This is a genomic window from Nocardia veterana NBRC 100344 (assembly GCF_000308855.1).
GTDB lineage: Bacteria > Actinomycetota > Actinomycetes > Mycobacteriales > Mycobacteriaceae > Nocardia > Nocardia veterana.
Genome location: NZ_BAGM01000205.1, coordinates 34,806 through 59,535, shown reverse-complemented (window position 1 = coordinate 59,535; position 24,730 = coordinate 34,806). Strand labels below are relative to the sequence as shown.

Sequence of the window (24,730 nt, the reverse complement as noted above, 5' to 3'; positions counted from 1 at the left end):
GGCTCCGGCCGAGGCCGCCCCACCGGATGGGGAACCACCGCCCGCGGACCCGCCGCCGGGCGAAGCACCGCCGCCTGTCCCGCCCGAGAGCGGACGGCCCCCGCTGGGGCCACCCGAGGGTCCGCTCGGCGGTGGATTGGGCCCGCCAACGCCTCCGCTGGTGGCGTTTTCGCCTTCGGTCATCTTGCGGGCCACGGACCGGTCGCCGCCGGCCGAGCCCATCGCGATACCGAGGGCGCCACCGGCGAGGGCGGCGCCCGCTCCTCCCCCGCCTCCGAGGGTCGCCACCGCGGGAGTAACCAGCCGCATCAAGGCCGGCAGCACGATAGTCACCGACAGCAGCAGGATCATTCCCAGCAGCACCAGTTGCGGATCCTGTTGCTGTCCGGTGGTTTTCGTGCCTGCTGCGGTGAAAGCGATCGCGTAGACCAGGGCGCCGACCGGTTTCCACAGCACAAAAGCCAGCGACCACGACAGCATCCGCTTGTATGCCTGCGATCCAGGTCCGGTTCCGGCTGCGGCCGCGGCCAGCGGGATCGCGGCGACGACCAAGATCAGCACTGCTTGGCGGACGACGAGCATCGCGAGCTGGACGAGCATGCTGATCAGGCCGAGGACGGCCAGGACGAGCAGGACCCCGGAGCCGAGGTTGCTGTGATCGCGCAGGTTGTTGTCGACCAGCCGCTCGACCGCGCCGCGCAGGTCGCCGCCGGTGGCGTCGTTGATCACCCAGTTGCTGAACGCGTCACCGGCTTTCGTACCGGTAGTGATAAGGGCGGAGAACATCATCGACGCGAACACCGCCCGCGCGAACATGAGAAAGCTCTCCTGCGCCTCCCCCGCGACACCACCACGTTTGGCCATCGCCAGCCGGGCGGCGGCGAACAAAATCCCGGCGATCATCAGCAGAACTTGCAGGCCGCTGGTGTATCCGCGGATCGATGCCAACGCAGGCCCCGGCTCCCCGGTAGACGCCGCGAGCTGCGGAGACGGCAGGTTGACCCACCAAGTCATCACGAATCTGATTCCGGATGTCATGCCGTTGACCAAAGAGTCAACAAGGCTGTCGAATGCGGAGTTGGCGGCTGAGTTGGCGGCTTTGCCGCCGAGTTGTTTCAAGACGCACACCGCGCCGGGCCCGGTGGGCAGGTCACACACGATGTCCGGCAACTGAGCGTGTGCGCCAATAGCGGAAGATATCGTCATGTGGTGGTCCTCCATTGCCCGAAGCCGGCGAGGGAAGAGAGGGGATCACCGGACTGCCAGAGCGTTTCGATGTCCTCAGGCAGACGCACTCGCCAGTCACCGTCGTAGGCCATCGGCCAGGACGCGTAGGTGTATCCCACGCCGGTTCGGGTGGCGATGTCTATGACGGCGAAGTCCGGCCGATAGCCGTCGCGGACGCGGATGCCGTCGGGGACAGTGACATAGCGAGCAGCATCCGCTGTGCGAGTGCGGCTACGCGTCACCCTGGCGATGAACGCGTCGGTATCACCGACGAAGCGAGCACGAACAACGTTCTGCCACACACCTTCTGGCGCTGCGAGGGTGCGGGCGAGCGCGTCGCAGGCGGCTAGCGCGGCGCCTTGTGGTGTGTCGGCGAATCCGGAGGCGATCCCGTGGTCGATGAGGGCAGGCCCGTCACTCCCGGACGCCGGTAAGGCCGCACCGCCCCATCCGCGTTGCCACGTCATTCGCGTTGGGGCCGCGGTGAGGTAGTCGTTTGACGATGGGGTGGCGCGCGTGGCGGGGTCTTGGGGAAGGGCTCGGCCTTCGTCGCCGACGACGTCGAGCCGGTTGCCGAACAGGTCTGTGGTCGGCGGCTGGGCCGGCGACCCGATGAGCGAGCGTCGCGTGGTTCCGGTAGGGATCGGTGTGGATGTTTCAGCGGACGGAGGTTGAGGTGCCTCGGTACCGCATCCGCTCAGCGGGACGGCCAGGGCTATCGCGAGGCCGAGACAGCGGTGGCGCCTCCGCATTGTGGTCGTGGTGGTGTTCATCGGATCGGGAGCAGGATCGTGTCGGTGGGCAGGGCGTTGAGTGCGGTGACCAGTGCGGGGTGGTTCCCGTCGGGGAGCAGTAGTTTCCAGTCGCCGTCGGTCCAGATGGCGGTGGCGGTGTTGCAGGTCAGGGACGTGTCGGGTTGCTGGGTGTAGATCGCGGTGTCGGCCCTGGCTGGGGTGTAGCCGGTGATGCGGTAGCCGAGGATCTTCGGTGGCGGGCCGGTGACCGGCGTGGTGATCGACATTTGTGCCCGTGCCACGGCCCAGTCGTCGCGTCCGGCCCCGGGGGCGAGCATCTGTTGCCCCACGGCGGCCCATTGATCGTCGGGCGCGACGGAGATCCGAACGAGCGCGTGGATGGCGGCCAGGGCGGCCCCGGCCGGGGAGTGTGCGAACCCGGTGGCGACCGCGCCGGTCACGGTGTGAGGTCCTTGGTCGGCCACGGGGAGCGTAATGCCCTGGTAGGTCGTGGTGGTCAGGTTCGTTGGGGCGGCGTGGATGTCTGCGGGCAGCGATGAGGGGGTGTGGTTGCCGGGTGTAGTGCACCCGGTGAGGGTGGCGATGCCGAGCAGTCCGATCAGCGCGGTGAGGCTGGCATGGTGGGTGGTAGCCGGGTTCATTGGTGTCTCTCCCGATCGGCTGGGTTCAGTGGGTGGGGAACAGGGCTGCGGCGATGCCGCTGGCGGAGCCGACGAGGATGGCGGCGAGCAGGGCGCCGGCGAGTCCTTCGATTGCTTCGTCGCGGTGTAGTCGCCACGCCAGTTGCCAGCCGATCCAGATGGTGCGGGCGATCGCGAGCAGCAGGACGAGCCAGGCGAGCCAGGCGAGCATCTGGGTCAGCGGGGCGAGGACTTTCGGGTCCATGTGGGTGATGGTCATGACGCGCTGTCGGTGTCGGCGGCCAGTTCGCCGTCGTGGTCGAGCAGGAGCTGGTCGACGTCGGCGTGGTAGGCGACATCGAGCGCCGTGACGATGGTGTCGGCGGCGATGTCGGGGTCGGTGCGCGGCAGCGAGTGCCCGGCGTCGGGCACCATCTGCTGGTCGGCCCAGATCTTTTCGGCGAACCGTGTTGATTGGGCGGCGGGGACTACGCGGTCGCGGTCGCCGATGATCACGAACGACGGCACCGACCGCAATGTGGCGGCGATATCGGGGTCGAGGTAGAAGTGGCGGTAGGCGTGCATCAGGTCGGTCAGCACGCGCGGATCACCCGGGCGGGTGCCGGTCGCCAGCGGTGCCTTGGAGCCGAGCCGGCGCGCGGTGCGGCGAAAACGTCGTTCAGCCAGCGCCGCAGCCGCGGCGGCAAGGTAGTCGAACCGCCCGCGGCGCAGGCATTTGATCCGTTCCGCCGCGGTGGTGAAATGCCTCGGTAGCGCGGGGAATTCTGGGAATTCGCCGGCGGGGTTGAACAGCACCAGCCCTGCCAGTGCGGCGGCGCGAGCCGGGTAACGCTGCGCGTAGGCGGCAGCGATCATCGACCCGGCCGAGTGCGTGACGAGCACAACGGATCCGGTGGCCTGGGTGAGCACCGTGTCGAGGTCGTCGGCCAGATGCTCGAGGGTCGTCTCGGCGCTGCGGTGGGGGCGACCGGAGCGGCCGTGCCCGCGCTGGTCCCAGACGATCTGGGCGATCTGCCCGTCGAGACGAGCGTGCACCTGCTCGGTCAGCGGCTGCCACCAGCTGCCGTCACACAGCAATCCGTGTACATAGACAACGGTCGCGGCGGCGAACGACGGACCACAGCGATCCCCGGCCAGCACGAGCCCGTCGCTGGCCGGCACGGTGAAAGGGGAGGTTTCAAAGATGGGCATTCGCACTAATTCCTTTGCCTGAGAATGCATTACGTTGTTGATTCCGCCCGTTCCGCCGGGCAGGGTGCCATCCAGGTGCGGAAGGACGAATGGCATTGGCGTTACGGCTATTTGGCGACGATTTGCGTCATGATGGATCCGGCGCTGGTGGCGATGATTCCGCCGACGAGGGCGCCGAGCACGATCTTGGGGCTTTCGACCGCGCCGCCGTGCCAGCGTTCCCATCCGAATTTGCCGCCGGCGTAGATGAGAGCGGCGATTCCGGCGAGCATGACCGCCCAGGCGAGCCAGTTCACGACCTTGGTCAATCCCTCCGAGCCCGGGGGCGGTTGCGGCGTGATCGGAATCTGTTGTGCTAGAACAGCGATACCGTCGACAACGATCGAGGTCATGACGATCTCCTAGGTGGTGGAATCGGGTTGCACCGGTCGGGTGGCGGCGATGCGGGCGGTGATCGCGGCCCCGGCCCGGTAGACGTCGGCGGGGACGGCGACACTCAGGTGGGCGCGCCGCGGCGGCGGCGGATCATTCGGTGCGTAGGTGGCGAGCTCGTCGAGTTCGTGGGTGAGCAGTTCGTCGTGCCACTGGACTGGCCATACTGCGTCCCCGACCAGCTCTGCGACGGTGCTGCGATAGCGGCGCACCGCCTGCGGGATGCGACCGGGCCGCGGCGGAACCAGTACCAGCCCGACCACGATGACCGCCGGGGGCGTGAGCCCGGCGTGCCATTCGCGCAGTCGGTCCGCGGCCGCGACCAGGCCGGGTAGGCAGTCGCGCGCTGCGACCACGACTCGCTGGGTTGTCACGGTGTTGGCCGGCCATGCGAGCCCGGTGTCGGCGGCGTGTGCCCACCAGCGAGCCAGTGTCGAGGTGCCGGCACCGCCATGGGCGCCGAGCACCGCGAACAGCGGAGGGTACGGTCCGGTGACCGGCAACGCTGAATTCCTCACCGGTGCGCGATGTTCCGGATCCGGTCCATCGACAGTGGACGGGTCGAGACGTCCGTCGGCGGGCGTGTCCTCGGCATGTGCGGCGATGGCGGCGGTCATTGGGCCGCTTGCTTCTGGATGTTGGTGATCAGCAGGCCGGCACCGTCGGGGCGGGTATTGATCACCTGCAGGTAGTCGGTACGGCTACGGTCAGGATGTCGCTCGACCACATGCACGTTCGCGCTACCGGCGGCGATCGGCGTGATCGCCACACAGTAGGTGCTCCCCTCCGGGATCGAGCGAATCCCGGCGGCGAGCACATCAGCAACCAGACCGGCCTCCGGCGCCACGACTCGCAAGGCCGCATCCGCGCTTCGGAGCCGGTAATAGGCGTGTTCGAACGACGCCACTACCCCGGCGACCGTCCCTGGGTCACCGTATCGATCGGTGACCGTGGCGCCGCTCAGTCCGGTGCACGCCCCGCCGTCGACTGCGGCGTTGCTCGACGGCGCGGCCGCGGTCAGTGTCGGGACCGGGGTGTGTTTACCGAGGTTCGCGACCGTCAGTGCGCCGATCAGTACGGCCACGGCGGCCACACTCACCGCCGCCCCGACAACTATCCATGCCCTCGCGGACGGCAGACCCAGTCGCGGAGGCTCCTGCCCCGCCACCTCCGGTTCGTGAAGGATGTTGTCACCATCCGGATGCAGTTGTGCGGGCTCGGCCTGCCGCTCTGCCGAGAGGTAGGGCTCGAGCCAACGCCATTCGTCACCTGCGACGGGGGTGGTGTTTGTGGATATGTTGTGCGGCAATGTGTTTCACCTCCTCGGTGTGGATGGGCGTGGCGATGATGGGCCCTTCGGCGGAGTCGGCCCGCGAGGAACGAACTGATCTCTCTGGCGCAGAGAAACCGTCTCCGCCGAAGGGGTTCAAGGACTCGGCACGGCAGGGGGAGGGGTTGCCGTGCCGGTCCGCTCAAGGACGGAACCGGGCATCCTCGACGGATCCGGCACCGTGGTGGTCGGTAGCGGTGTTTCGGTGGTGGGGTGTGTGGCGGCGAGGTCGTGGGCCAGGGCGGTGAACCAGTCGGCGACTGCGGCGAGGGCTGGTGTTCCGGTTGGGGTGGCGGGGGTACTGGTGTAGGCGGCGTGGTGGCCCGCGGTGTTGCTGTATTGGGTGTAGGTGGCCAGCTGGTAGAGCTGGTTGTCGTCGGTGACGGTGGAGGTGATGGCGTCGAATGCCTGGTTCACCCAGCCCAGGGCGGTGTGCGGCGGTACGAGGTCGGCGACAGCGCCGGCGAGTTTCGTGCCGAGGACCCCGAGCGCGGCGGCGGGGTTGGCCATCCCGACAGTGGCCAGCTCGGCGATCGTGGCCGGGGTGAACACCTTTTGCGCCACCGACATCACGGTGTTGAGCCCGATCGTGCCGATCCGGAACAACGCGGCCAGCGCGTCGTCGGGGCCGGGCATGGGGGTGTTCGGGTCCGATGCTTCCGCCAGGCGTTGTCCCAGGGGTTTGGCTGGTTGGTAGTTCAGTTCGTCCAGGCTGTTGCCGGCGATGTCGTCGGTGGCGACGCCGATCGCGGTTTTCCAGGTGGTGGCGGCCAAGGCTTGCGCGATGGTCGAGATCGCCGCAACCGGATCACCGAGGTTCGATTGAGCGGCAATGTTTTTCACCGTTTGAGTCAGGGGCGAACCGGCGGGTGCGTCGCAGGCCAGGTCACCTGGTGCGCACAGGTCGGCGACTCGACCGGTCAATACCCCGAATCCCGCGTTCCCGCCGCCGTTCGCACTGATGCCGGTGCCTGCGCGTGATGTGTTGGCGAAGTGGATAGACCTGACGGCTGTTCCCGAGGTGCCGGGTGCCGCTGTTGGGGTGGTCTGCCCCGGACGGCCGGGAAGAACGTCGCTGCCCGCGCGCGCTGGGTTGGCCAGCAATGCGATCCCGGCGATGGAGTCGCCTTCCACGGTGGCGGTGTTGTCGCCGACGCGGTGGGCGAAATCGGTGACCGCCGACGCGCCCTGCCCGTAGCCGGCGACGGCGATCTTCGTTGCCGGGCAACGATGGACGACCTCACTGGCCTCGGATTCGAGCCGGCGCGCGGCACTCGTGCTGGCGTGCTCATAAGGCTCGGGTTCGCCGGTCTCGTCGCGTCCGTAGGGGATGTAGAGGCGTTGGATCAGGTCGCCGGCGTGCGCGGCCAAGGGTGTGAACAGTTGGCCCAGGGCGCCGGTATCCAGAGTCGGTGCGGTGTCGGGAGCGGATTCGTCAGGTCCCTGGACCCCGAACACGAACAACGCCGGGCACTGGCGCCCCAACGGGACCGCCGGGTCAGCGGTTCCGACCTGGGCGCTGCCACCAGCGATGAGCAGACCTCCAACGGCGACAGCGGTGCCCCTCCGCAGCGCGTTAGCGAGAGCAGTTCGGCGTATATCCCAGTTGCTGTTGCAGCGCATCACTTTTCACTCCTCACGCGATCGTGCGAGGCAGTCGGCCAGGTGGGCGATGGTTTCGGTGATGGCGCCGCGGGCGGTATCGAGGTGCCCGCGGTCGTAGTTGCGCCAGCTCACCTCGACCCCGGCCTCGCGGTAGGCCGACAGCAGGCGGGTGCTCTGTCCGATCGGCACCAGCGCGTCGCGAGCGCCGTGATAGAGGTGCACCGGCACGCTCGGTGCCTGGTCGAGCGGGATGGTTTCGCGGGCCAGGACGTAATGCCACATGGGATCGGTCCACGGCTGTCCCCGGTCGCACCACTGCTCGATCGGCCGCCGATGCTGCGCCAGCAGCACCGGGGCACTACAGATTTCGGCTTCAGCGATGATCTGTCGGCCGTCGGCAGAAAGCACGTGCCGCAGGGGCAGATGGTGATAGGCGCGCGACAAGCCGATGAGCCCGGCCAGCACGAGCGCGGAGAACGGACTAGTGTTCAGCAGGGACGCCAGGGCGCCGGGAACGGTGATGGTGGAGCCGGCTGCGATGCCGCGCAGGTCCACCTCCGGTGCGTAGGATCGGTGCAGCTGCGCCGCGATCGTGACCGCGCGAGCGCCGTCGGCATACCCCCACGCCACCACTGGTGCTTCGTGTGTGTTCAGTTGCTGGATCGAGGCGGTGGCGCGGGCGAGGTCGAGGGTGTGGTGTGCTGCGGCGCGGCCGGCGAGGAAGGTGTGCGGGCCTTGGCCTGTGATGCCGAGGTTTTCCCCGTCTGGGACAGCGACGATCCAGCCGCGAGCCAGCGCCGCGATGATCGGTGCGGTGTCGGGTTCGGCACCGATCGCGAGCAGCCGAGACGGTGCGCAGGGTCCGCCCAGCCCGTGGAAGGCCGGGCAGTACACCATGATCGGGCCTGGCCCGAGTTCGGGATCGGTGTCGGGGGCGATCACGAATCCGGAGGCCGCGGTGAGTTCTCCGTGGGTGTCGGTAGAGGTGTAGAGCAGCTGCCACGCGGCGCCTGCTCCGGTCAACGCGGGCGTGCCGGTAGGGCGTATGCGCAGGATGCGACCGGGCTCGATGGAGTCGTGGAGGGTGGGCGGGGTGTAGAAGGCGGTGCCGGTGTCATTCATGACTGGTGTCCTGCGGCGTCGTAAGCGAGTGCGGTCATCCAGGCAAGGCCGGAGGCGAGTTGGCCGCTGGCGAGGTAGCCGTTGTGGCGGGCGACGGTGTCGCCGTAGCGCATCCACACCGCCGGGTTGATCAAGTCGGCGTTGTCGGCGACCAGCTGGCCCCAGGCGGCGGCGAGCTGGCCGGCCAGCTTCGGCACGACGCCGAGCGGGTTCGCTATCGCCGCGGCGGTGATCTGATCCCATCGCTGAGCGGCCGCCTCAACCTGATCCGGGCCCGCTGCCGGGGTTCGGGGGTCGGCGGCGTCGATGAGTCGCTGCGCCAACGGTTTTGCCGGAAGGTAGTCGGCGGTACCGGGGTCGGTGTGGAAGTCCTCGGCGAGCACCGTGGTCCACCCTTGTCCCATTGCCGTCGAGAACAGGCCGTTGATCGATGTCAGGGCCGCGATCGGGTCGCGCAGGTCGGCTTGGGCGGCGATTTCCGCGCCGACGCGCAGCAGGGCCGCGTGGTCCGGCGCCGAGCACGCCAGGTCACCGTCGGTGCAAATATCAGCCACACGACCGGTCAACGACCCGAAGCCGCTACCGTCGGTAGCGATACCGCTACCTGCCGCGGGCGGGTTGAGAAGCTGCACCGTCGCGACCGCGCCGCCCGACGTGCCCGGTGCAGGGTCGGGCACGGTTTGTCCCGGCCGACCGGGAATGACCGGAGAGTTCGGGAGCCGGTCGGGGTTGGCGTAGAGCGCGATCCCGGCGATCTTGTCCGGCGGAACAGGCCCATTGCCCGCTCCGACCTGTTGGGCGAATTTCGCCATCGCTTGGGCGCCTTGCGAATACGCCAGACCCGCCAGCAACGTGCTGGGGCAGGCATTGGTGATGTCGGTGGCCGCTGCATCGAGGCCGGCCAGCGCCTCGGTCACCGATTCCGCATATGGAGCCGCTCCGCCGCCGGGGACGATCCCACCGAACCCGGCTGGGTAAGGAATTGTGCTGTGCTGCACCAGGTCCGGGGCCGCAGTCTGGACTTGGGCCAGCAGTGCGCCGATGACTCCGGTGTCGGCGGTCGGGTCGGGGTTCGATTGGCCGGTGCCCTGGATCCCGATCATGTACAACGCTGGGCAGCCGGGGCCGATCGGCACAGCACCCGCCGTGGTACTACCCAGACCGCTCACCATCGCGGCGCATGCCGTGCTCACCGCTATCGTGGTCAGCGCTTTCACAGTCAGAGTCGTGTCGGTCACGGCTGGCCCACCCCGACTCCGGCGCCGAACCCGGCACCGACGGTTCCGCCGGCCAACGCGCCAACCACCGCTGCGGGGATGCCCGCGATGGCAGCGCCCGCTGCCGCACCGGCCGCGGCACCGAGCGCCGTTCCCGCGACGCCGGAGGTGACGGTGCCGACCACCGGCACCGGCACCACGGTTCCTACTGCGGCACCGGCGATTCCGCCGATCGTGCCTCCGATCAGCCCGCCCACGGCCGCGCCCACAGCTCCTACCGGTGCGCCGGTCGCGACCGCTCCGGCCGCGCCACCGATCCCAGCGCCGGCGAGAGTTGCGCCGCTGACTCGATCGGAGCGCCCTGCCGGGATACCGATCGAATCCAGAGCGGTGGCAACCTGTGCTTCCGCCCCGGCCGCGGTGTTGTTGATGCAGTCACGCGCTTGGAGTGGAAGCCAATCCGGCGTCGGGGCCTGCCATTGACCGATACGAATCGTGTTGTCCGGCGGCTGGATAGGCGCGACCGGCGCCACGGGTTCGGGCAGATGCAGGTATTGCACCTGCACCGGCGGCGCCGGGTCGTCGGCGGGTTCGGGGCGCGGGGTGGGCCCGTTGCGAACCTCAGGTGGCTGCTCGACGTAGGCCGGCTGCGGCTCGGGTGCCGGTTCCGGTTGGGGTTCCGGCGCCGGCGGCGGTGGCGCAGGTGGGAGCGGCGGTGTCGCGGTGCCGGGTTGTGAAGGACTGGTCACGCCAGGCTGGTCAGCGATCGAAGCCGTCGACGCGCCCGCCGGGCCGGTGCACGCCAGCGCGATCAGCAGCGGAACGGCACCGGCGACCACGAGCGACGCGGGTCGGGGCTTCCCTGCCTGTGACCGCTCCCGCCTTTTATAGGGTGCCGCGGTTCTTCTCTTGACGTTTCTGAATCCTGTTTTCGGCATGCCGAATAAACCCTTCGAACGGAGGGTGGGAAAGAGGAAAAGAATGAATGGTGTGACGTTTCGGGGAATCAGCGCCCCGGCGTCGTCACCGCCGACAACCGAGGCGCCGATCAACCGTTTCAGCAGCTCAGAGGAACGGCAGTACGAGCGAGAGCACTTGGGCGGCGATCGTCAGTCCGTTCGAGATTGCCGCAGAGCCGGTATCGATCCAAGAAAGAACGACCATCGGATCCACAATCAATTTCCCTTCGAAGCAGGAGCAGTTGCCCTACCATCAAAACGTGGAAAATTGTGATTCACCAGGCCTTGAAGGGACCGGGCTTTTATATACACCCGCGGCATCTCCGCAAAGAGGTCGGTTCACCTGCGACAGCGACGAGAATAGATACTCGGAGTATCCCTTGAAAATTCTTAACGGCCGCCGCCGCGTCATGGACACCACGGAGTGAACACCGCCGCGAGGTCGAGCTCGAGCGGGCATGTTCGCCGGTGGGACCGCTGGTCATTCGTTGCCGTCATCGAGAGCTTCTGGTAGGAACGAAAGCGCTCGGGGGAGAGAGCTTTTCACCAATTCCTGCATTCGCTGGCACGAAAGTGTCGGCATTCGAGGGGGCTTAATGACTTCCGCCACACGCGATTCACCTGGGCCTCGACAGCCGCCGGATGTCCACCGGTTGGCTGGTGATGTGCCGGTGAGAATTCCGGCACTCGGGCCCTGGCTGCGGGTGATGCGCGAACACCGCGACCTGACCCGCGAGCTGGCCGGCCAGTACACACACGTCAGTGCCACCTATCTCAAGTCGGTTGAGCTTGGTTCTGCGACTCCGCGTCGGGACACACTCGACAAGATCATCACCGGTTACGAACTCTCGCCCGCACAGCGTCGCCACACCATCGAATTGTGGGAACCCGCAGCAGTCCTGGCTCCACTGGACGAGCTACGTGAACGCATAGCTGTTCCTGGTCGGCGGGGGGAGTTGGCGGCATGGGACGCCCGCTCAATTGTCTGTGGCTTCTGCGATCCCCTGTGGAACATCGTGGCGGCCAATCAGCAGTTCCAGAACATGTTTCCCGGCCTGGACCAGGCCGAGAACAACCTCGCCATCTGGAGATTCTTCTCGGCTGGCCCGTCGTGTCGCCAGGATCCTAGCGAGCAGGACGCCCAATTCTTCGTGGCGACGCTGCGTGCGGCGTTGGGCCGCTTCCGCGAGGCGCCTGAGGGATCCCGGCTTCTTCAACGACTCGCCGGCAGTGCCCGATTCGCGCAGCTGTGGCGTAGCGGTGTCGAGGTCGCCTACGGCGTAGGTCCGTCCCCGCGCCGCTGGGGCGACCGGGATGAGTTGGTGACTGTGCAGGTCACCGAGCTCGTCGAGGAACCTGGGGTTCGGCTGTTTGTGGCGTATCGATCGCGCCCAGCCGGGCACCGGGGCGCGGACGAGGCTGGGGCACAGCCGGTTTCTTAGCGTGACGGAGGTAGTGGTGTGTCGACCGATGAGCAGGCAATGACTTCTGTTCCGATGATGGCCCGGAACCGGTGGCGGCACCGCACGAGCCGACGTACCCGGTTTCGGTCGGTGCGTGTGCTCTGCACAAGTCCGAAGCGTGGTACGTGCGGCAGTTGAAAGCCGGCATGCTGCCGGGGCATCGGGCTGGCCTGACATGGTTTCTCACCGCCGCCGATATCGCCACCGCCATCGAATGCATCGCGACTAAGGCGGCCGCCACGCCGCCGCAGCGGTCCTCCGTGTCGGAGCCGCAGCGGCGCCGTCGTCGCCGGCGCCGCCGCCCCGGTACCCCGTGACGTGCGCGTCACGGGCCGACGTGGCCCGGAGGGAAGACCGCCAGGCATCCGCCTCCTGTTCCCTCCCGGGTCACGTTCCTGTACCCGTCGTCGCCATCTGTTGAGCGACGGGAGTGAGCTGGCCCAGCCACCACCCGACCCGGGGCGGGAACCGCAGCTCGGCCGAAGTGAAGGAATAGTCGCGGGTGTCTCCGGTGCCTGGGTTGGTCATGCGCGCACCGTAGATGAAGCCAGCGTTGGCGGGGCGTGTGGTCCACAGCGTCTCCCATTCCGGGACTTGGCTGCACACGTCGAGCAGCCGCTCCCGCTCACTGTCGGGCATCACACACTCGATCAGCGGAGCGGCGCCCCAGACCAGAGCGTGGGTAATCGCGTGCCAGTCCTGCCCGAGCAACTGCCGCGTCCGCGGATCGGTTACCAGCCACTCGTAGATACTCATCCCAGTGCGCAGCCGCATCAGCGACTCACACGCCCTGTTGGCTGCCACGACCCGGCCCATCACGGTGTTCAGAATGAACACCGGTGCCTTGATCGCCTCGATCGCACGCAACTCCAGATCACAAGGAGCTCTGTCGTCGGAACGAAGCCGCCCCTCCCCCGCAGACAGAAGGAGGCGGACGTAGTTCTCCTGAACCTCGAGTGCGGCCAGCACTTTTCGGAGATTGTCGTCGACAAGAGGCCGCTTGTCGAGTTCTATCTTCTTGATCGTTCCCCCCGCCAAGCCGACTTGTCGACCCAGCTCGAATCGGTCCAAACCCAGTTGTTTCCTGCGTTTTTCAATGAACGCACCCAGATTGCTGAACCTCACCGGCACCATAACGGTCGCCCCTCCCCACCGATCGTACTGAGCAACCGGGCACAAGTTGTCCCCGCTGCAACCGTTGATCCCCTGCACGGTCGACACAATGCTAGAACCAGATCGCAAGCGCATACAGGCCGCAATCACACAACGCAGTGTGATGCCGGTCATGAAATACGAAGGTGTACAGGCGCTTCGACCGACTTCCAGTCGAGATATTCCATCGCGCAGCACGTTTGGTTCGAATGCGCCCACGGGGGCGACACGGGAGGGAATCAACAATGAGCCCAGAGCGCCGAGCGTTGTTGTCCTTCGACCTCTACGCGGTTACCGGTCCGCGACGCAGGTCCGCGATGCCGCCGACCTCATCAAGACCGACACCGACACCGACACCGACACCGACACCAGGTGACCACGAACCGTCCGAATTCGCGCAAAATCCGCCACCGAGCTCCACACCGAAATGCATCCTCCGCGAACGGGCGCCACTACTGGCCGCCGAGAAAGCCCCGCACTTCATGGGCACAAGTCAGGGCCCGCCAATGCGCCACTATCAGCACAAAGCGCTGACACGCCGGTGATCGGTCACAAATCAACGCACGGGAGCACTGAGACTATTCACACTTCGGATCGGTCGTGTCCATGTCGGGGAGAAACAGAGGAAACAGGCGGGTGAACCGAACACACAGCCACACAGACAACAGACACCCACCCAGACACACGCGACCCGGCCACGCGGCAGCGAGGGTGGAGATGCCGAGCCTGCCGCCCTGGTTGGAACAGTTACGCACGGAGCGTGGCTGGTCACGCGAGACCGCCGGCGCGCGCGCCACGATCAGCGGGGCCTACGTGACCAAGATCGAACACGGCCGGTCCGTTCCCACCATCGACACCCTGGCCAAAATTGTGCGCGGATACGACCTCAATCCCGCTCAACGTCGCCACACCTACGACTTGTGGAATCCACCCCAGCGGCTTCCGGCCGACGACGAACTACAGCACCAGGTCTCGACACCGCAACTCACCGCTCATCTCGCACATCTTGATGCGGCACACATCCTCTGCGCATACACCACTCCCCTGTCGACGGTGCTCGCCGCCAGCGCCCGGCTGCATGACGCATTGCCCGGCCTTCGTGAGGCCGGCAACAATCTCGCGCTGTGGTTTTTCCAGCCGCCAGCGCGTGGGCTGGTCGTTGACTGGGACGACGAGGCGCCTCACGTGGTCGCCGCGCTGCGCGCGGCCATCGGCCCCTACCGGGAAAGCCACCATGCCCGCGCCCTCCTCCGCACCCTGGCCACCAATCCGCAGTTCGCCGAGCTCTGGACGACACACCCCACCGCCGTCGACTATGGCCGACCGTCCGGCAAGCCGGTTCTATTGCAGCGCAGTGGTTCTTCCGATCCGGTCGCTATCTCGCTGCAGATCAGCGAATTCCACAGCCCGCACGCCGTCCTCGTCGCCTACGGCATCAGCAACGCCAGCGCGGAATGCGCGTAACCGTTTGTGTCACAGCACTTTCCCAAGGTAGAAACCTCATCATCAGCACGCCGGGGCAGGTCACGGCGGGTATCGACAACGACCACGTCCAGACCCTCGGCCGCTACAGCCTGTGCTCCACCACCGCGGCCATCGTCCAGCCCGGCAATCCGGGGCAGCACGCGGTCGAGCTCCGCCAGCAGACCCACATCTACGACGTATACGATTTCGCTGGTGGTGATAACTACGGCGGCCTTGCCCAGCACGCCAGCGAGGTCGGTCGCGAGGGGGAAAAGCTTGGAATCGCCAAGCCTTTCCTGATTGCCTCCTCGTCTTCAGTTCACTCGTGGTCGGGAGTTAGGTAACAGCACCAGATGACAACACGCGAGGCACAGCAACCAGGTAGGTGGAGCGTGGTGTGGGGACTGTGCGGCGGTGTCGCAGTCGCGGTGATCTACGTTCCGATCACCATCGTGCTGCAGCATGCGCTCAACGTCCCCGAACCGACTGCGGTACCGCGCCACCTACGAGCCCCGCACACCGATGCGGTCTCACCGCCGTACTGGGCAAGCTGGGCGTACTCGGCGTTGCTGCTCATTGCGCCGGCTGCTGTGCTCGCGATGTTCGGGCGGACCCGCCGCATCGGGGCGGGATACGCTCTGATCGCCACCTTGATCGGCGGCGTCCTGGCCGCGGCCGTCATCTCGATGGACGTGGGCGGCTTCGCACCCAGCTGACCACGTCGGACCCGCCTGACCCGTCGCCGGAAATCCGGCGCGGCCATGGTTGACGGTGATCGAGGACGACAATTCCCGCGCCATCGCAGCCGAATATGCGGTCAACCTCGGTGTCGCGTCGTCGTTGAAGACCGCATTGGCGCTGCGGCAAGCGATCTGGCGCAAACCAAACCGGATTGGCACGTCGACGTGCTCTACACCGACCACGGCAGCGACTTCACCTCCCACCACCTCGAACAGGTGCTGGCCGATCTGAAAGTCCGGGCGGTGTTCTCACTGCCCGGCCGGCCACGCGGACGCGGGAAGATCGAACGCTACATGCGCACCATCAACCAGATGTGCCTGTCACCGCTGCCCGGCTACGCCCCCCGCGGTCTGCCCGACCGAGCCGGACCGGCACGGTTGACCCCTGCCGGAACTTGATAACGCCATCGGTCAATTCATCGGTATCGGCAAAACCCTGTCCGCCCGCCGCTACAGCCACTGGGACACCGTCGAACCCGTTGTCCGCCACTTCTGGTTCGTCGAAGAAACCACCGCACCCGAACAGGCACTGTCGGCGCGGACCGTCTTCGACACCCCGAAGGTTTACAACACCCCCGTACCGTCGACCAAGAGGTCCGCTCCCTGGCCTGCAGTCTGAGCTGGGCGCTGGAAACAACCCTGTACCCCGACCGGGCGCTGTCATCGCTCAACAACGACGGCCTCTACACCGAACTGGTCATCATCGACGAAGCTGACCGGCTCAAAACTCCCAGCCTCGAAGTACTCGCGACCCGCCGCCACCACGGCCGAACCGGTGGAAGCGGCGAGAGAGGGGAAGCTTGGCCGCACGACGTGCGGCCAGAGCACGCCTGCCGCCACTTCCGGTGGCTACCGCACCGCGTGTACGACCACCCGCCCCCGAAGTGCTCATGGCACAACATCATTCCCTACCTGGCATCGGCGAGAGACCGTTTCGGTCAGCGCATGGACCGCCGCTCACTGACAGTTTCGTGCGGCCGGACCACCGACATTTTCGTGCGGCTTCGCACTTGGGATCGGTGTCAGCGGCGGTTTGTTCGAACTGTTGTGCGAGTTAATTGCGTTGTGGGGCAACGAGTTCGGTGAAGCCTGTCGGTGGTCCGGGTTACCGTTGATCCGTTGGTTTTCGTTGTTGTGCAGCAGGACTCGGCCGTTGTCGGTGTGGGCGTTGGCCGAATTACTCGAAGGGGGTTGGCTGTGCTGGTCGTCAACGAGCGAGGGGATGCTCCGTATACGGAGAAGGTGGTGGCCGGGTGGCTACGGTCGTGCCGTGTGCCCGGTCTCGCGGTGGCTAGCGGGCATGTACCCGGGCGTGGCCGGGCCGCAGGGGGCCAAGAAGCCGACTTCATCGTTTTCACGCCGAATGTGTGCGTGTGTATCGAGGTCAAGGGCACGCTGAGCCGGACTGGTGGGACTTTGTCGTGTCCGGTGAACGGGCGGTGGACGATGCCCGGGTTTCCGGGGGATCCGGTGCATGTGCGAAAAAGCGATGTCAATCCCTTGGATCAGGCACGCTCGGCAATGTTTTCGCTGAAGTCGATGACCGAGGCGGTGACCGGCGCGAATCGGTTCGTTTCCGCGCTGGTCGTAGTCGTCCCGTTGAGCGGCACCGTCGTGACGTTGGACAAGCCGTCGAAGGCGATGATGCCCAAGGGAGTGGACGTGCTGCTGGGAGACCGGCCGCACGAGTTGTTTTCCTGGTTCCAGCGCGGCAGGTCTCGCGCATCAGTATGGACCGCGGAGCGGGTCGCAGCGATGTTGGACGTCTTGGGAGTCAACGACCCGGTCGCCAGCATGTCTACGCTGACCGCGGAGGGATTTCCCAGCACGGCGACCGCGTCGAGGCCCGTCGCGACCTCACCGGGCGGGACGACGGCGTCCGTCACCGATGACGACCCGTTCCGAGTCGATGTCGATCCATTCGCTCCGGCCACACGCTGGCGTGATTCCGAGCCCCACGCGTCGGTCGGCTCGTCGGCCCCGGCTGGAACAAAGTCATCGTTCGATGATCACCACGATTCGTGGCGGCAGAGCTACGGCGAGCCCGTCTTCAGCACGACACCGGTGTCGCCACCGCCAGGCAGACGCCCGGCGTTTCCCGCACCCACCCCCCGCACCGAATATGGCGGCGGACGCGCCCGCGTTCGGTCTGCTTTACTAGCGCTCACCGTGATGGCGTTGGTTGGGTTCGGCGTCTGGTACACAGTCGGTGTCGATCATCCCCGCTCTCGCCACGATTCCACCGGAGGTTCCGGCGGCACATCGGTGACCGAAGCCCCGGCGCCGACGGGCGCACCGCCGGGACCAGCAGATCCGGCTCCGATGGGTGACCCCGGTTTCCGGCCGTGCTATCCGTTGCAGCCTGATTGCTGAGCGGCACCCCTGACCGGCTGGGCCGGTCGGGATTGCTCCGGACTTGTTTGGGAATGCTCTGCGGCCGTTCGACCGTGAAACCGACCGACGTGGGTCTGGGAGAATCGACTCCATCAACCTCGATCCAGAGGGAATTCGAGCCGATGAACCATTCGAGCGACAACGCGGCAGATACCCTGTATGCCAGGCTGGTCGCGGCCTATGGGCCCGACTTCGGTATCGATGACTTCCGGCCGGACCCGAGGCGCCGCCGACAAAGCCACCGCCGGCAGTGATGGCCGAGGAAGTTGAACGACCGCAACGCCAAACACGATGTGGCCGTGAGTGATATCGATCCGGTGAGGTTGCGGGGCCGGTTGTCGTATCGGCGGCTTGGAGCTGTTCGAACAGCACACCGCCGATTGCGCGTGGGGCCGTTCACCCTGCATCAACTGCGCCACTACCGGTGCACCACGCTGCCGAGGACGGGCCCTCGACCCGATACTCATACGGAATGAGCGGGCACACCTCGGTGTGGTCGCTGGGCAGGTATGCGCGCCCCGTCGGCGGAGGCGCTGATGGCCTGGCCGGCGCGCACCGGTCTGCCGCCCGGCGCACAGCACGCAGGAGGCGACAGGTGCCGGTGAACGGGATATTTCGGCGGCGGGCGGGCGGCGCGACGTCGGGAGATCGTGACCGCCGCGGCGGCGGTGTTCGCCGCGTACGGCTATCACGACACGAGCATGGACGAGATCGCTGGGCGGGTCTGCATCAGCAAACCGATTCTGTACAAGTCGTTCTCAAGCAAGCACGAACTGTACCTGGTGGTATTGCGCGACGCGGCGGAGAAGTTGGCGCGCGGGCTGAGCGAGGCGTTGTGCTGGGCCGCCGTGATGGGGACGGTCGCGTCGGCGACCGTGGTTGCCTACTTCGATTTCGTCGATGACTATCCGCACTGTGCGCAGGACTGACATCGCGCGCCGCACCCCGATGCCACCGGGGCTGGCAGAGGTATGCCGGGATCAACGGGGGCGCTAGACTCATCACGGCAATCGCTGACAACAGGGGGAAATCATGGACAGCAGCGCGGACTTCGGCGCGCGGATGGTGCGCTACACGCTATTCGTCATGGTCCCGCCAACGGATGACGATTCGGACGGATTCGACTCCTTCCAATTCGTGGTCACCGGGCCGTTGTTGCCACGGGCGGGGGAAAGCCTCGAATTCGACGGGCCCGGCGGGTTCTCGCTGTCGCTGCTGGTCATCGAGGTGACGCACTGGTTCTTCGACGCTGCCGACGAATCCGGGCAGCCGTTCCGGCTTGTGGTCGAGGCCCAGCCGGTGCCCACAGGGCTCGCCGACGCGCAGAAGCTCCTCGACCCCACCGCCCTCGAACACTGGATCGGGCAGCACCCCACACTGGCACTGGCCGCCTGACCCACGATTGCCGGTCGGCGCATCGGACCGCTGTGTCCGTAGCCCTATCTACTGCGCTAGGTTCTCGAAGTGGTGAGGCCGCCCGAGGTTCGGTTCTCACGAGTGCCGCAGCCATTGATTGATCACGGCGACATGGATCGTGACTTCGTAGCGGACAGCAAGTTTGTCGTACCGCCTCGCTACGGCCTGACGCTGTTTTAACTGGTTGATCCCCCGCTCGACGGATTGCGGTCCCGGTAGATCGAGTGGCACCCCGCAACGCCGCCACCGCATCACTCACTTCGAAACAGAACTTAGCCGCGCCGCCTTCCGTCCATAGAGCAAACGAGCCGCTGAGCTCCGGTAGTTCAGTCAACACACACGGACGGAACACCCGCCGCTGACCCGCCCGCAACTGCGCCTTGACCTGCGCGACCACCCGGCGGGTGGTGCGTTCCCCACCGGTGAACCCCATCGCGGTGATCCGCTTGTGAGCCACATCGGCGCGGATATTGCTGTTAGAACGAACCACCAGTTCTTCGATTTTCGGCAGATACTCATCGATCGGGCCGCGCACGATGCTCCCTCGCCACCGGGCTCCCAGACGCCCGCAACGGGACATACCTTGCGACCGTGTGATGGTCGCAGCCGGCCAGCTCCGCCGCTGCCCGGTAACTCCCCGTGAGGTCATATGCCTCAAGGATTTCCACGATCCCCCTACCGCTCTTCACCGGGCGAGCAGACCCGCCCAGCCTTCCGGAACATGCGCAACACGCCGGGGAAATATCTGGCCGCCCACGGGAAGTCGATGACCATCAGCGGGGCGTCATATGGCCGCCCACGGGGGGATCCCATGGCCGCTGCCACTTGGATGACATGCCGTCGATCCATGCAACAGCCCGCTGTCGGTCGACCAACTCCCGCCAGTGGGCGGCCGCTGACGCTTGGCTCATCCCCGCGTGCGGGGAGCACGGCGAACTTGACGCCGAACGTCTCCTCATCTTGGGCTCATCTCCGCGTTCGCGGGGAGCACACTTGTTGACGTGCAGGTTTGCACTCGAACCTACACGCGGCAGCACAAAGCAAAACGAAGGGACAAGGTAGAGAGTCGAAGAAACCGGCCGGCGAGCGGCAGGTCGCCGGTTCCTATAAAAGCGTCATGGTGGGCCTGGCGACTGCCCTGCATAGAGACCCGGCTATCCACGTTCGTTGGAGAACTGGTGGATCCTTCATCGTGCCCGTCAGTACTCCAGACGGATATGTTTGGCCCCTTATTTCGCAACCGAGAATCGGCCGCGCAGACGGCCCTTCAAATAAAACACTCTGCATAACAGGCGATCCGGCCGGGACGTAAGTGATGGCGCTTCGCGGACGACTGATACGAGTTGATCGTAATGAGGTGATTGTCACGTCACGCATAATCGTCGAGATGGATGTGAAATTTCAGTCGACATCCGGTATACCGCCATTCCAGAGAACCTTTACTACCCGTTATAATTTCGATCGGAATTGGTTATCATGACAAGATTGAAACGGCAGCGAAACTCGTCGGCGGCCGATGCCGTCGGATCGAAATCGTCTCTGTTGCTCGCCTCCCCCACGTCCGCCAGCCATGTCGCGGAACCTAGCCCGCCTCGACCGAGAACCGCGTGGCTTACAGCGTCTCGATCGAGGCGCGTGCGTGGATCAACCAGTGACGACGGTTCGTTCATCGAGCGGTGACACCGGATCGCCGAACTCGGCCGCCTGCTTCGACGGTGCGTATTCCAGATCTGCGGGGTTGCGGCCCAGGACAAGTCGAAGGATCAGAGCGAACACGACTATTCCCAGACCGATCGTGGCGAGGCCCAGTATCTGAGTGGGCAGCCAAGGGTAGTCCCGGTTTACCGCTATCCAGGAAGGGAGCGCGATCGCACCATAGACCGTCGTAACCGATAAGGGGGTGATGACGAACATCGACAGCGAACGCCAGCCCTGCAGGGCAGATTGAAAGCGGTACGCCAGAGCCGCAGCGAGGAAGACTCCGATCGAGTTGCACGGGATCCACCACCAAGGCAACTGAGACACCAGGATCAGAGGCTGGTTGCCGTAGTAGTGGTAGACATCGAACTTCAACAGAAGCTCTTCGAAGACGACGTCACCGACAGCCGCACCACCGAGCATCAACCACAGAGTCTTGGTCTTCGGTTTCGCCGCGAGCACGGAAAACATGAAAAAATTGAAGACCCCGTAGCCGAACCATCCCGCCACGATCCACCATGGCATGTGGCGTCCCAGAATGGCGTAGGCGTTTCCGAGCGGTTCTGTTGCGCTCCACGGGAAGTACACAGCGCCCATCACATCGAAGAAGACCTCCGGGATACAGATCAACGCTCCACTCAGCGCGATCATGAGCGGTAGTACCGATCGGGTCCGCTTCCATTGATAGAGCCCCAGCCCGACGCCGACGAGGCCGACGAGCGTCATGACGATCGTGCACCCGATGTTGCTCCCGGCAGAATAGGGTAGGTCAGGCGGTGGGGGTGTTCCATAGGTAGGATCGAGCGCCACCCTGTGATGCCCTTTCAGGCCTGTGATCAGAAGGCACACAGCGACGAATACAACCGCCGCCGTACCGATCCAGATCTTGTTCGTCCTGCCGAGGGACCTCACAGAGCTCCTTTGTGCACCCATCTGTGCACTCGTTGCCGTTGCCATCAGATTGTTCACCTCCGAGATACGCACGGATATCCACCAGGGCCGTCGGCGCACCCGCCGCCTGCAACCATCTCGATGGTAGAGCTATAGATAGTCTATGGATGCATTATCGATTAATCTTGTTTGAGTATTTCTCCGAGATCGGATAGTTGCGGAGTCCGTCGACACGCACTACCTGCCGCCGACGAGGTGTTCCCTAACGTCCGGCCGGCGCAGATTCACAGGCTAGAAGCCAAACCCATTGTGTAGCAGTGGATCCCGTTGGACACTTCCATCATAGCCTCACATGCTGGTGCCCACTTCGACGCCATCGACCCGCCGCGTCCGGTGCTGACGCCACGCGGAGGCGTCAGGCTTGCGAGCAACCCAGGCGAGGCCTCTCATTCGCACACTCTCCAGGCCGCATCCTCCGGTCAGGCGGTATGCCGCCCGAGCCACACCGTCGGACGAGGCCCGAAGAAGATCAATAGGGTTGTCACGCAATGCAATTGATAGACAGGCTTCCGCTCAGGCTGTCTCACGAGGCCCTCGGTCTACGAATTCAGTGTGATCCTGGACACGAAGCCACGCATATGCTTCAGTTACCTACTATCTAGTCTTAGAGCTTCGGAGGTAGCGGTCATGGTGGACATCACACGCCCTTGGGTGGTGGATCAGCCGTTGAGCACTCGTTTCCCGGTGTACACGCGGGCCAATGTCGGCGAGGTATCGCCGCATGTCTTTTCCCCACTCGGAGGGTCGATGATCGGCGGCCCGGCTGCGGAGCAACCATGGAAGCAGGCTCTGGTCGACTTCGGGGCATTCGATCGTGAAGAATTTCGCGACGACGCGATCGATATACAAGGTCTGGTGCACGGCTACATCTACCTGAACCTGTCCAATCTGCGCGTGTTCGGCGCGCGAATGCCCGGCGCATCACCGGAGCTCATGGACCGCACCTACCTGGGTGAGCGCTCCGACGCGCCCGCGTATGAGCCACACCCGGACGATGCCAAGCCGGAATACACCGAACGCATTCTCGCGACGGTCGAACGAGTTTTCGCCACCGAGTCGCGTGATGATCTCATCGTCGACGCGGCGCACGCGGAGAGCATTCGCGCAGCGCGGCCGGACTACGCGACGCTGACCGACGCGGAACTGGTCCAACACGAGCGACGGATCCTGGCCGAGGAGTACTACCAAATCCTCTACAAGCATCTGATGATGGTCTACGAGTCTTCGCTGGTGACCGGCCTGCTGGACCAGGCACTGGCTCCATTCGAGGATCCGAGTCTCGCAACGCGCTTGCTCGGCGGCTGGGGCAACATCGCTTCAGCGGCGCCGACGGCCGAGTTGTGGAAGCTCAGCCGCCTGATCAACGATTCCGGCGTTCTCACTTCGGTTTTCGACGAGGGAATCGATGGCGCACTGGATCGACTGCGCACCAAGGCGGCGGCCACGGCCTCGGATGCGGCCGTCGCGACGTTCCTCGCCAGGTGGGACCGCTTCGTCTACGACTACGGTTCCCGCTCCGCCGCGGAATGGGACGCTATGCCTCATACCTGGGAGACCCACCAGCATATCCCGCTCGGGCTGCTCGAGCGGATGCGCCACCAACCCTCCGACCGCGATCCCGAACTGCAGTCGGCCCGCCTTCGCGCCGACCGTGAACAGCTGACCGCGCAACTTCGGGAAAGGCTCGCACATTCCCCCACGGAACTCGGCCAGCTCGACCTCGCTCTCCGGCTCATCGGCATCTACATGCCGGCGCGAGAGTTGTCCAAAACCAACACGATTCGAGTCTTGCACGAAGCTCGGCTCGCTCTCCGCGAGTTGGCGCAGCGCTATACCGAGCGCGGCTATTTCGCCACTCCCGAGGACCTCACGATGGTACGAGAGGACGAGCTCGACGCACTGCTTGCCGATCCGCAGGCTTGGCTGCCCACCATCGCCGAGCGGTGGGAGTGGTTCCACGAACTCGAAAAGCTGGAACCGCCCTACATTGTCACCGCGGGGAACGTCCCGCCGATTGCCACCTGGGCCGAAAAGGCTGCCCCCGCAGTCAGTATCGCGCAAGCGGGGGATCTGCTGACGGGTCTGCCGGCCTGCCCGGGCACTGCGACCGGAACGGCACGCGTCATCAACAGCCCGGACGAGGCCACCGACTTGGAGCCCGGTGAAATCCTCATCGCTCCGATCACCGATCCCGGTTGGACCCCGCTGTTCACCTCTGCCGAAGCAGTCGTCGTCAACGTCGGATCGACTCTTTCTCATGCCGCTATCGTCAGCCGCGAACTCGGCATCCCCTGCATCCTCGGTGTCACCAATGCCACGAAGCGCATCCCCGATGGTGCGAAACTGACGGTCAACGGCACCACCGGGGTCATCACAGTTCACTGATCGTCGATCGGTCTCGCGGCCGCGCGGGAGGCGTTCACCGATCGCGACGCAGCGCGGAGATTGCGAGTGCGGCGAAATTTCGCTGCACTCGCAATCGGACGCCCGCAACGCTCGCACAAGATGGACTACCAGCCCATCGTCAGCCGCTCTTCGAGTACCACAACCGCGATGAATCCGGTCATCACCGCCCGTCACATGGCGTATGACGGCCAAGGTTGCAGCACAACGGATTCTGCCGCGAACCTATACGCGGCAGAATCCCGCCCCGACCGCCCGATCGTTCATGCCGGCAACTCACCGCTCACAACACGCGCTACGAATCGACCGGGGCTCCGGCTACGAATTGCCGGTCGGGCTCAGCCTCAGCGCGGCTGTCGGGCAGTTCTGTACCGCCCGCTGCAAGAGCGTCGTGTCGGCCTCATGTGCCGCCGCGGCGTCGATGTCCACGGTTCCCTCATCACCCACGGTGAACACGTTCGGCAGCAGCATTTCGCATTGGCCGGAACCGATGCATACATCCCGATCTGCCTCGACGATTCGGTTGTCTACCATGCCAATTGCTCCGCTTCACTCTGTCTGTTCGGCGTC

25 protein-coding genes and 1 pseudogene are annotated in these 24,730 nt (G+C 65.5%); 9 read left to right on the top strand and 17 right to left on the bottom strand.

Features of this window, described 5'->3' with window-relative positions; translation table 11 throughout:
* From ON37_RS28815 to ON37_RS31345, 12 genes are all read right to left on the bottom strand, one after another.
* Window positions 1-1,206: TrbL/VirB6 family protein (locus tag ON37_RS28815; RefSeq protein ID WP_157171673.1), on the bottom strand; the 1,206-nt coding region annotated here is incomplete at its 3' end.
* Window positions 1,203-2,000, bottom strand: a complete 798-nt coding sequence (locus ON37_RS33330) for a DUF8175 domain-containg protein (protein ID WP_157171672.1) — start codon at window positions 1,998-2,000, stop codon at window positions 1,203-1,205. The genes ON37_RS28815 and ON37_RS33330, both read right to left, overlap by 4 nt.
* Entirely contained in the window at window positions 1,997-2,623 is a 627-nt protein-coding gene (locus tag ON37_RS28805; RefSeq protein WP_051032254.1) for a DUF8175 domain-containg protein, read from the bottom strand. Before ON37_RS28805 ends, ON37_RS33330 begins: the two co-directional genes overlap by 4 nt.
* A gap of 25 nt (window positions 2,624-2,648) precedes the next feature.
* Window positions 2,649-2,867, bottom strand: a complete 219-nt coding sequence (locus ON37_RS28800; RefSeq protein WP_157171671.1) for a hypothetical protein — start codon at window positions 2,865-2,867, stop codon at window positions 2,649-2,651.
* 11 nt (window positions 2,868-2,878) lie between these two features.
* Window positions 2,879-3,814: an alpha/beta fold hydrolase gene (locus ON37_RS28795; protein WP_157171670.1), complete on the bottom strand. Its 936-nt coding sequence runs from the start codon at window positions 3,812-3,814 to the stop codon at window positions 2,879-2,881.
* A gap of 107 nt (window positions 3,815-3,921) precedes the next feature.
* Window positions 3,922-4,206 carry a hypothetical protein gene (locus ON37_RS28790; protein ID WP_040723948.1) on the bottom strand — a complete coding sequence of 95 codons (285 nt, stop codon included), beginning with the start codon at window positions 4,204-4,206 and terminating at the stop codon, window positions 3,922-3,924.
* A gap of 9 nt (window positions 4,207-4,215) precedes the next feature.
* Entirely contained in the window at window positions 4,216-4,863 is a 648-nt protein-coding gene (locus tag ON37_RS28785; RefSeq protein WP_051032253.1) for a CpaE/TadZ family protein, read from the bottom strand.
* Window positions 4,860-5,345, bottom strand: coding sequence for a DUF8176 domain-containing protein (locus ON37_RS28780; protein WP_051032252.1), 486 nt, complete (start codon window positions 5,343-5,345; stop codon window positions 4,860-4,862). Before ON37_RS28780 ends, ON37_RS28785 begins: the two co-directional genes overlap by 4 nt.
* A 327-nt stretch (window positions 5,346-5,672) precedes the next feature.
* Entirely contained in the window at window positions 5,673-7,034 is a 1,362-nt protein-coding gene (locus ON37_RS28775) for a cutinase family protein (protein ID WP_157171669.1), read from the bottom strand.
* 171 nt (window positions 7,035-7,205) lie between these two features.
* A complete protein-coding gene (locus tag ON37_RS31350; protein ID WP_051032250.1) occupies window positions 7,206-8,303 on the bottom strand; it encodes a lipase family protein in 1,098 nt (365 codons plus the stop codon).
* Window positions 8,300-9,541 carry a cutinase family protein gene (locus tag ON37_RS28765; RefSeq protein ID WP_245553557.1) on the bottom strand — a complete coding sequence of 414 codons (1,242 nt, stop codon included), beginning with the start codon at window positions 9,539-9,541 and terminating at the stop codon, window positions 8,300-8,302. The genes ON37_RS31350 and ON37_RS28765 overlap by 4 nt, the downstream gene beginning before the upstream one ends.
* Entirely contained in the window at window positions 9,538-10,269 is a 732-nt protein-coding gene (locus ON37_RS31345) for a hypothetical protein (RefSeq protein WP_157171668.1), read from the bottom strand. Before ON37_RS31345 ends, ON37_RS28765 begins: the two co-directional genes overlap by 4 nt.
* An 863-nt stretch (window positions 10,270-11,132) precedes the next feature.
* Here ON37_RS31345 and ON37_RS28755 point away from each other — a divergent pair.
* Window positions 11,133-11,921, top strand: a complete 789-nt coding sequence (locus ON37_RS28755) for an MmyB family transcriptional regulator (RefSeq protein ID WP_157171667.1) — start codon at window positions 11,133-11,135, stop codon at window positions 11,919-11,921.
* A gap of 408 nt (window positions 11,922-12,329) precedes the next feature.
* Here ON37_RS28755 and ON37_RS28745 read toward each other — a convergent pair whose 3' ends face one another.
* Window positions 12,330-13,313, bottom strand: coding sequence for a helix-turn-helix domain-containing protein (locus ON37_RS28745; RefSeq protein ID WP_157171666.1), 984 nt, complete (start codon window positions 13,311-13,313; stop codon window positions 12,330-12,332).
* A gap of 498 nt (window positions 13,314-13,811) precedes the next feature.
* Between ON37_RS28745 and ON37_RS28740 the strand changes: the two genes are divergently transcribed.
* The 4 genes from ON37_RS28740 to ON37_RS34890 are packed head-to-tail and all read left to right on the top strand — an operon-like array spanning window position 13,812 to window position 15,697.
* Window positions 13,812-14,558, top strand: a complete 747-nt coding sequence (locus tag ON37_RS28740) for a helix-turn-helix domain-containing protein (protein ID WP_157171665.1) — start codon at window positions 13,812-13,814, stop codon at window positions 14,556-14,558.
* Entirely contained in the window at window positions 14,549-14,902 is a 354-nt protein-coding gene (locus tag ON37_RS28735) for a hypothetical protein (RefSeq protein ID WP_040723941.1), read from the top strand. The genes ON37_RS28740 and ON37_RS28735 overlap by 10 nt, the downstream gene beginning before the upstream one ends.
* A 9-nt stretch (window positions 14,903-14,911) precedes the next feature.
* Window positions 14,912-15,274, top strand: a complete 363-nt coding sequence (locus ON37_RS28730) for a hypothetical protein (RefSeq protein WP_157171664.1) — start codon at window positions 14,912-14,914, stop codon at window positions 15,272-15,274.
* A 45-nt stretch (window positions 15,275-15,319) separates the two neighbouring features.
* Window positions 15,320-15,697 carry a TnsB C-terminal domain-containing protein gene (locus ON37_RS34890; RefSeq protein WP_083893366.1) on the top strand — a complete coding sequence of 126 codons (378 nt, stop codon included), beginning with the start codon at window positions 15,320-15,322 and terminating at the stop codon, window positions 15,695-15,697.
* Window positions 15,698-15,958: 261 nt separating this feature from the next.
* Here the strand turns inward: ON37_RS34890 and ON37_RS33320 are convergent, their stop codons facing one another.
* Window positions 15,959-16,138, bottom strand: a complete 180-nt coding sequence (locus ON37_RS33320) for a hypothetical protein (RefSeq protein ID WP_157171663.1) — start codon at window positions 16,136-16,138, stop codon at window positions 15,959-15,961.
* Window positions 16,139-16,393: 255 nt separating this feature from the next.
* On the opposite strand from ON37_RS33320, the gene ON37_RS34795 reads away from it, so the two are divergent.
* The 3 genes from ON37_RS34795 (at window position 16,394) to ON37_RS28705 (ending at window position 19,087) form a co-directional block, all read left to right on the top strand.
* A complete protein-coding gene (locus tag ON37_RS34795) occupies window positions 16,394-17,671 on the top strand; it encodes a nuclease-related domain-containing protein (RefSeq protein ID WP_373282096.1) in 1,278 nt (425 codons plus the stop codon).
* Window positions 17,672-18,342: 671 nt separating this feature from the next.
* On the top strand, window positions 18,343-18,621 hold the full coding sequence (locus ON37_RS28710) for a TetR/AcrR family transcriptional regulator (RefSeq protein WP_051032248.1): 279 nt from the start codon (window positions 18,343-18,345) through the stop codon (window positions 18,619-18,621).
* Window positions 18,622-18,724: 103 nt separating this feature from the next.
* On the top strand, window positions 18,725-19,087 hold the full coding sequence (locus tag ON37_RS28705; RefSeq protein ID WP_040723935.1) for a hypothetical protein: 363 nt from the start codon (window positions 18,725-18,727) through the stop codon (window positions 19,085-19,087).
* Window positions 19,088-19,442: 355 nt separating this feature from the next.
* Here ON37_RS28705 and ON37_RS32200 read toward each other — a convergent pair.
* Both ON37_RS32200 and ON37_RS28700 read right to left on the bottom strand, forming a co-directional pair.
* Window positions 19,443-19,797, bottom strand: a pseudogene (locus ON37_RS32200) (IS21 family transposase); the annotation flags it as partial.
* Between the two features lie 955 nt (window positions 19,798-20,752).
* Window positions 20,753-21,532, bottom strand: a complete 780-nt coding sequence (locus tag ON37_RS28700) for a hypothetical protein (protein WP_051032247.1) — start codon at window positions 21,530-21,532, stop codon at window positions 20,753-20,755.
* Window positions 21,533-22,309: 777 nt separating this feature from the next.
* Between ON37_RS28700 and ON37_RS28695 the strand changes: the two genes are divergently transcribed.
* The gene (locus ON37_RS28695; protein WP_245553556.1) at window positions 22,310-24,142 is read left to right on the top strand and encodes a PEP-utilizing enzyme; all 1,833 of its coding nucleotides are present in this window, start codon (window positions 22,310-22,312) and stop codon (window positions 24,140-24,142) included.
* 336 nt (window positions 24,143-24,478) lie between these two features.
* Here ON37_RS28695 and ON37_RS28690 read toward each other — a convergent pair whose 3' ends face one another.
* Window positions 24,479-24,694, bottom strand: a complete 216-nt coding sequence (locus tag ON37_RS28690) for a ferredoxin (RefSeq protein ID WP_040723933.1) — start codon at window positions 24,692-24,694, stop codon at window positions 24,479-24,481.
* Window positions 24,695-24,730: the final 36 nt, after the last annotated feature.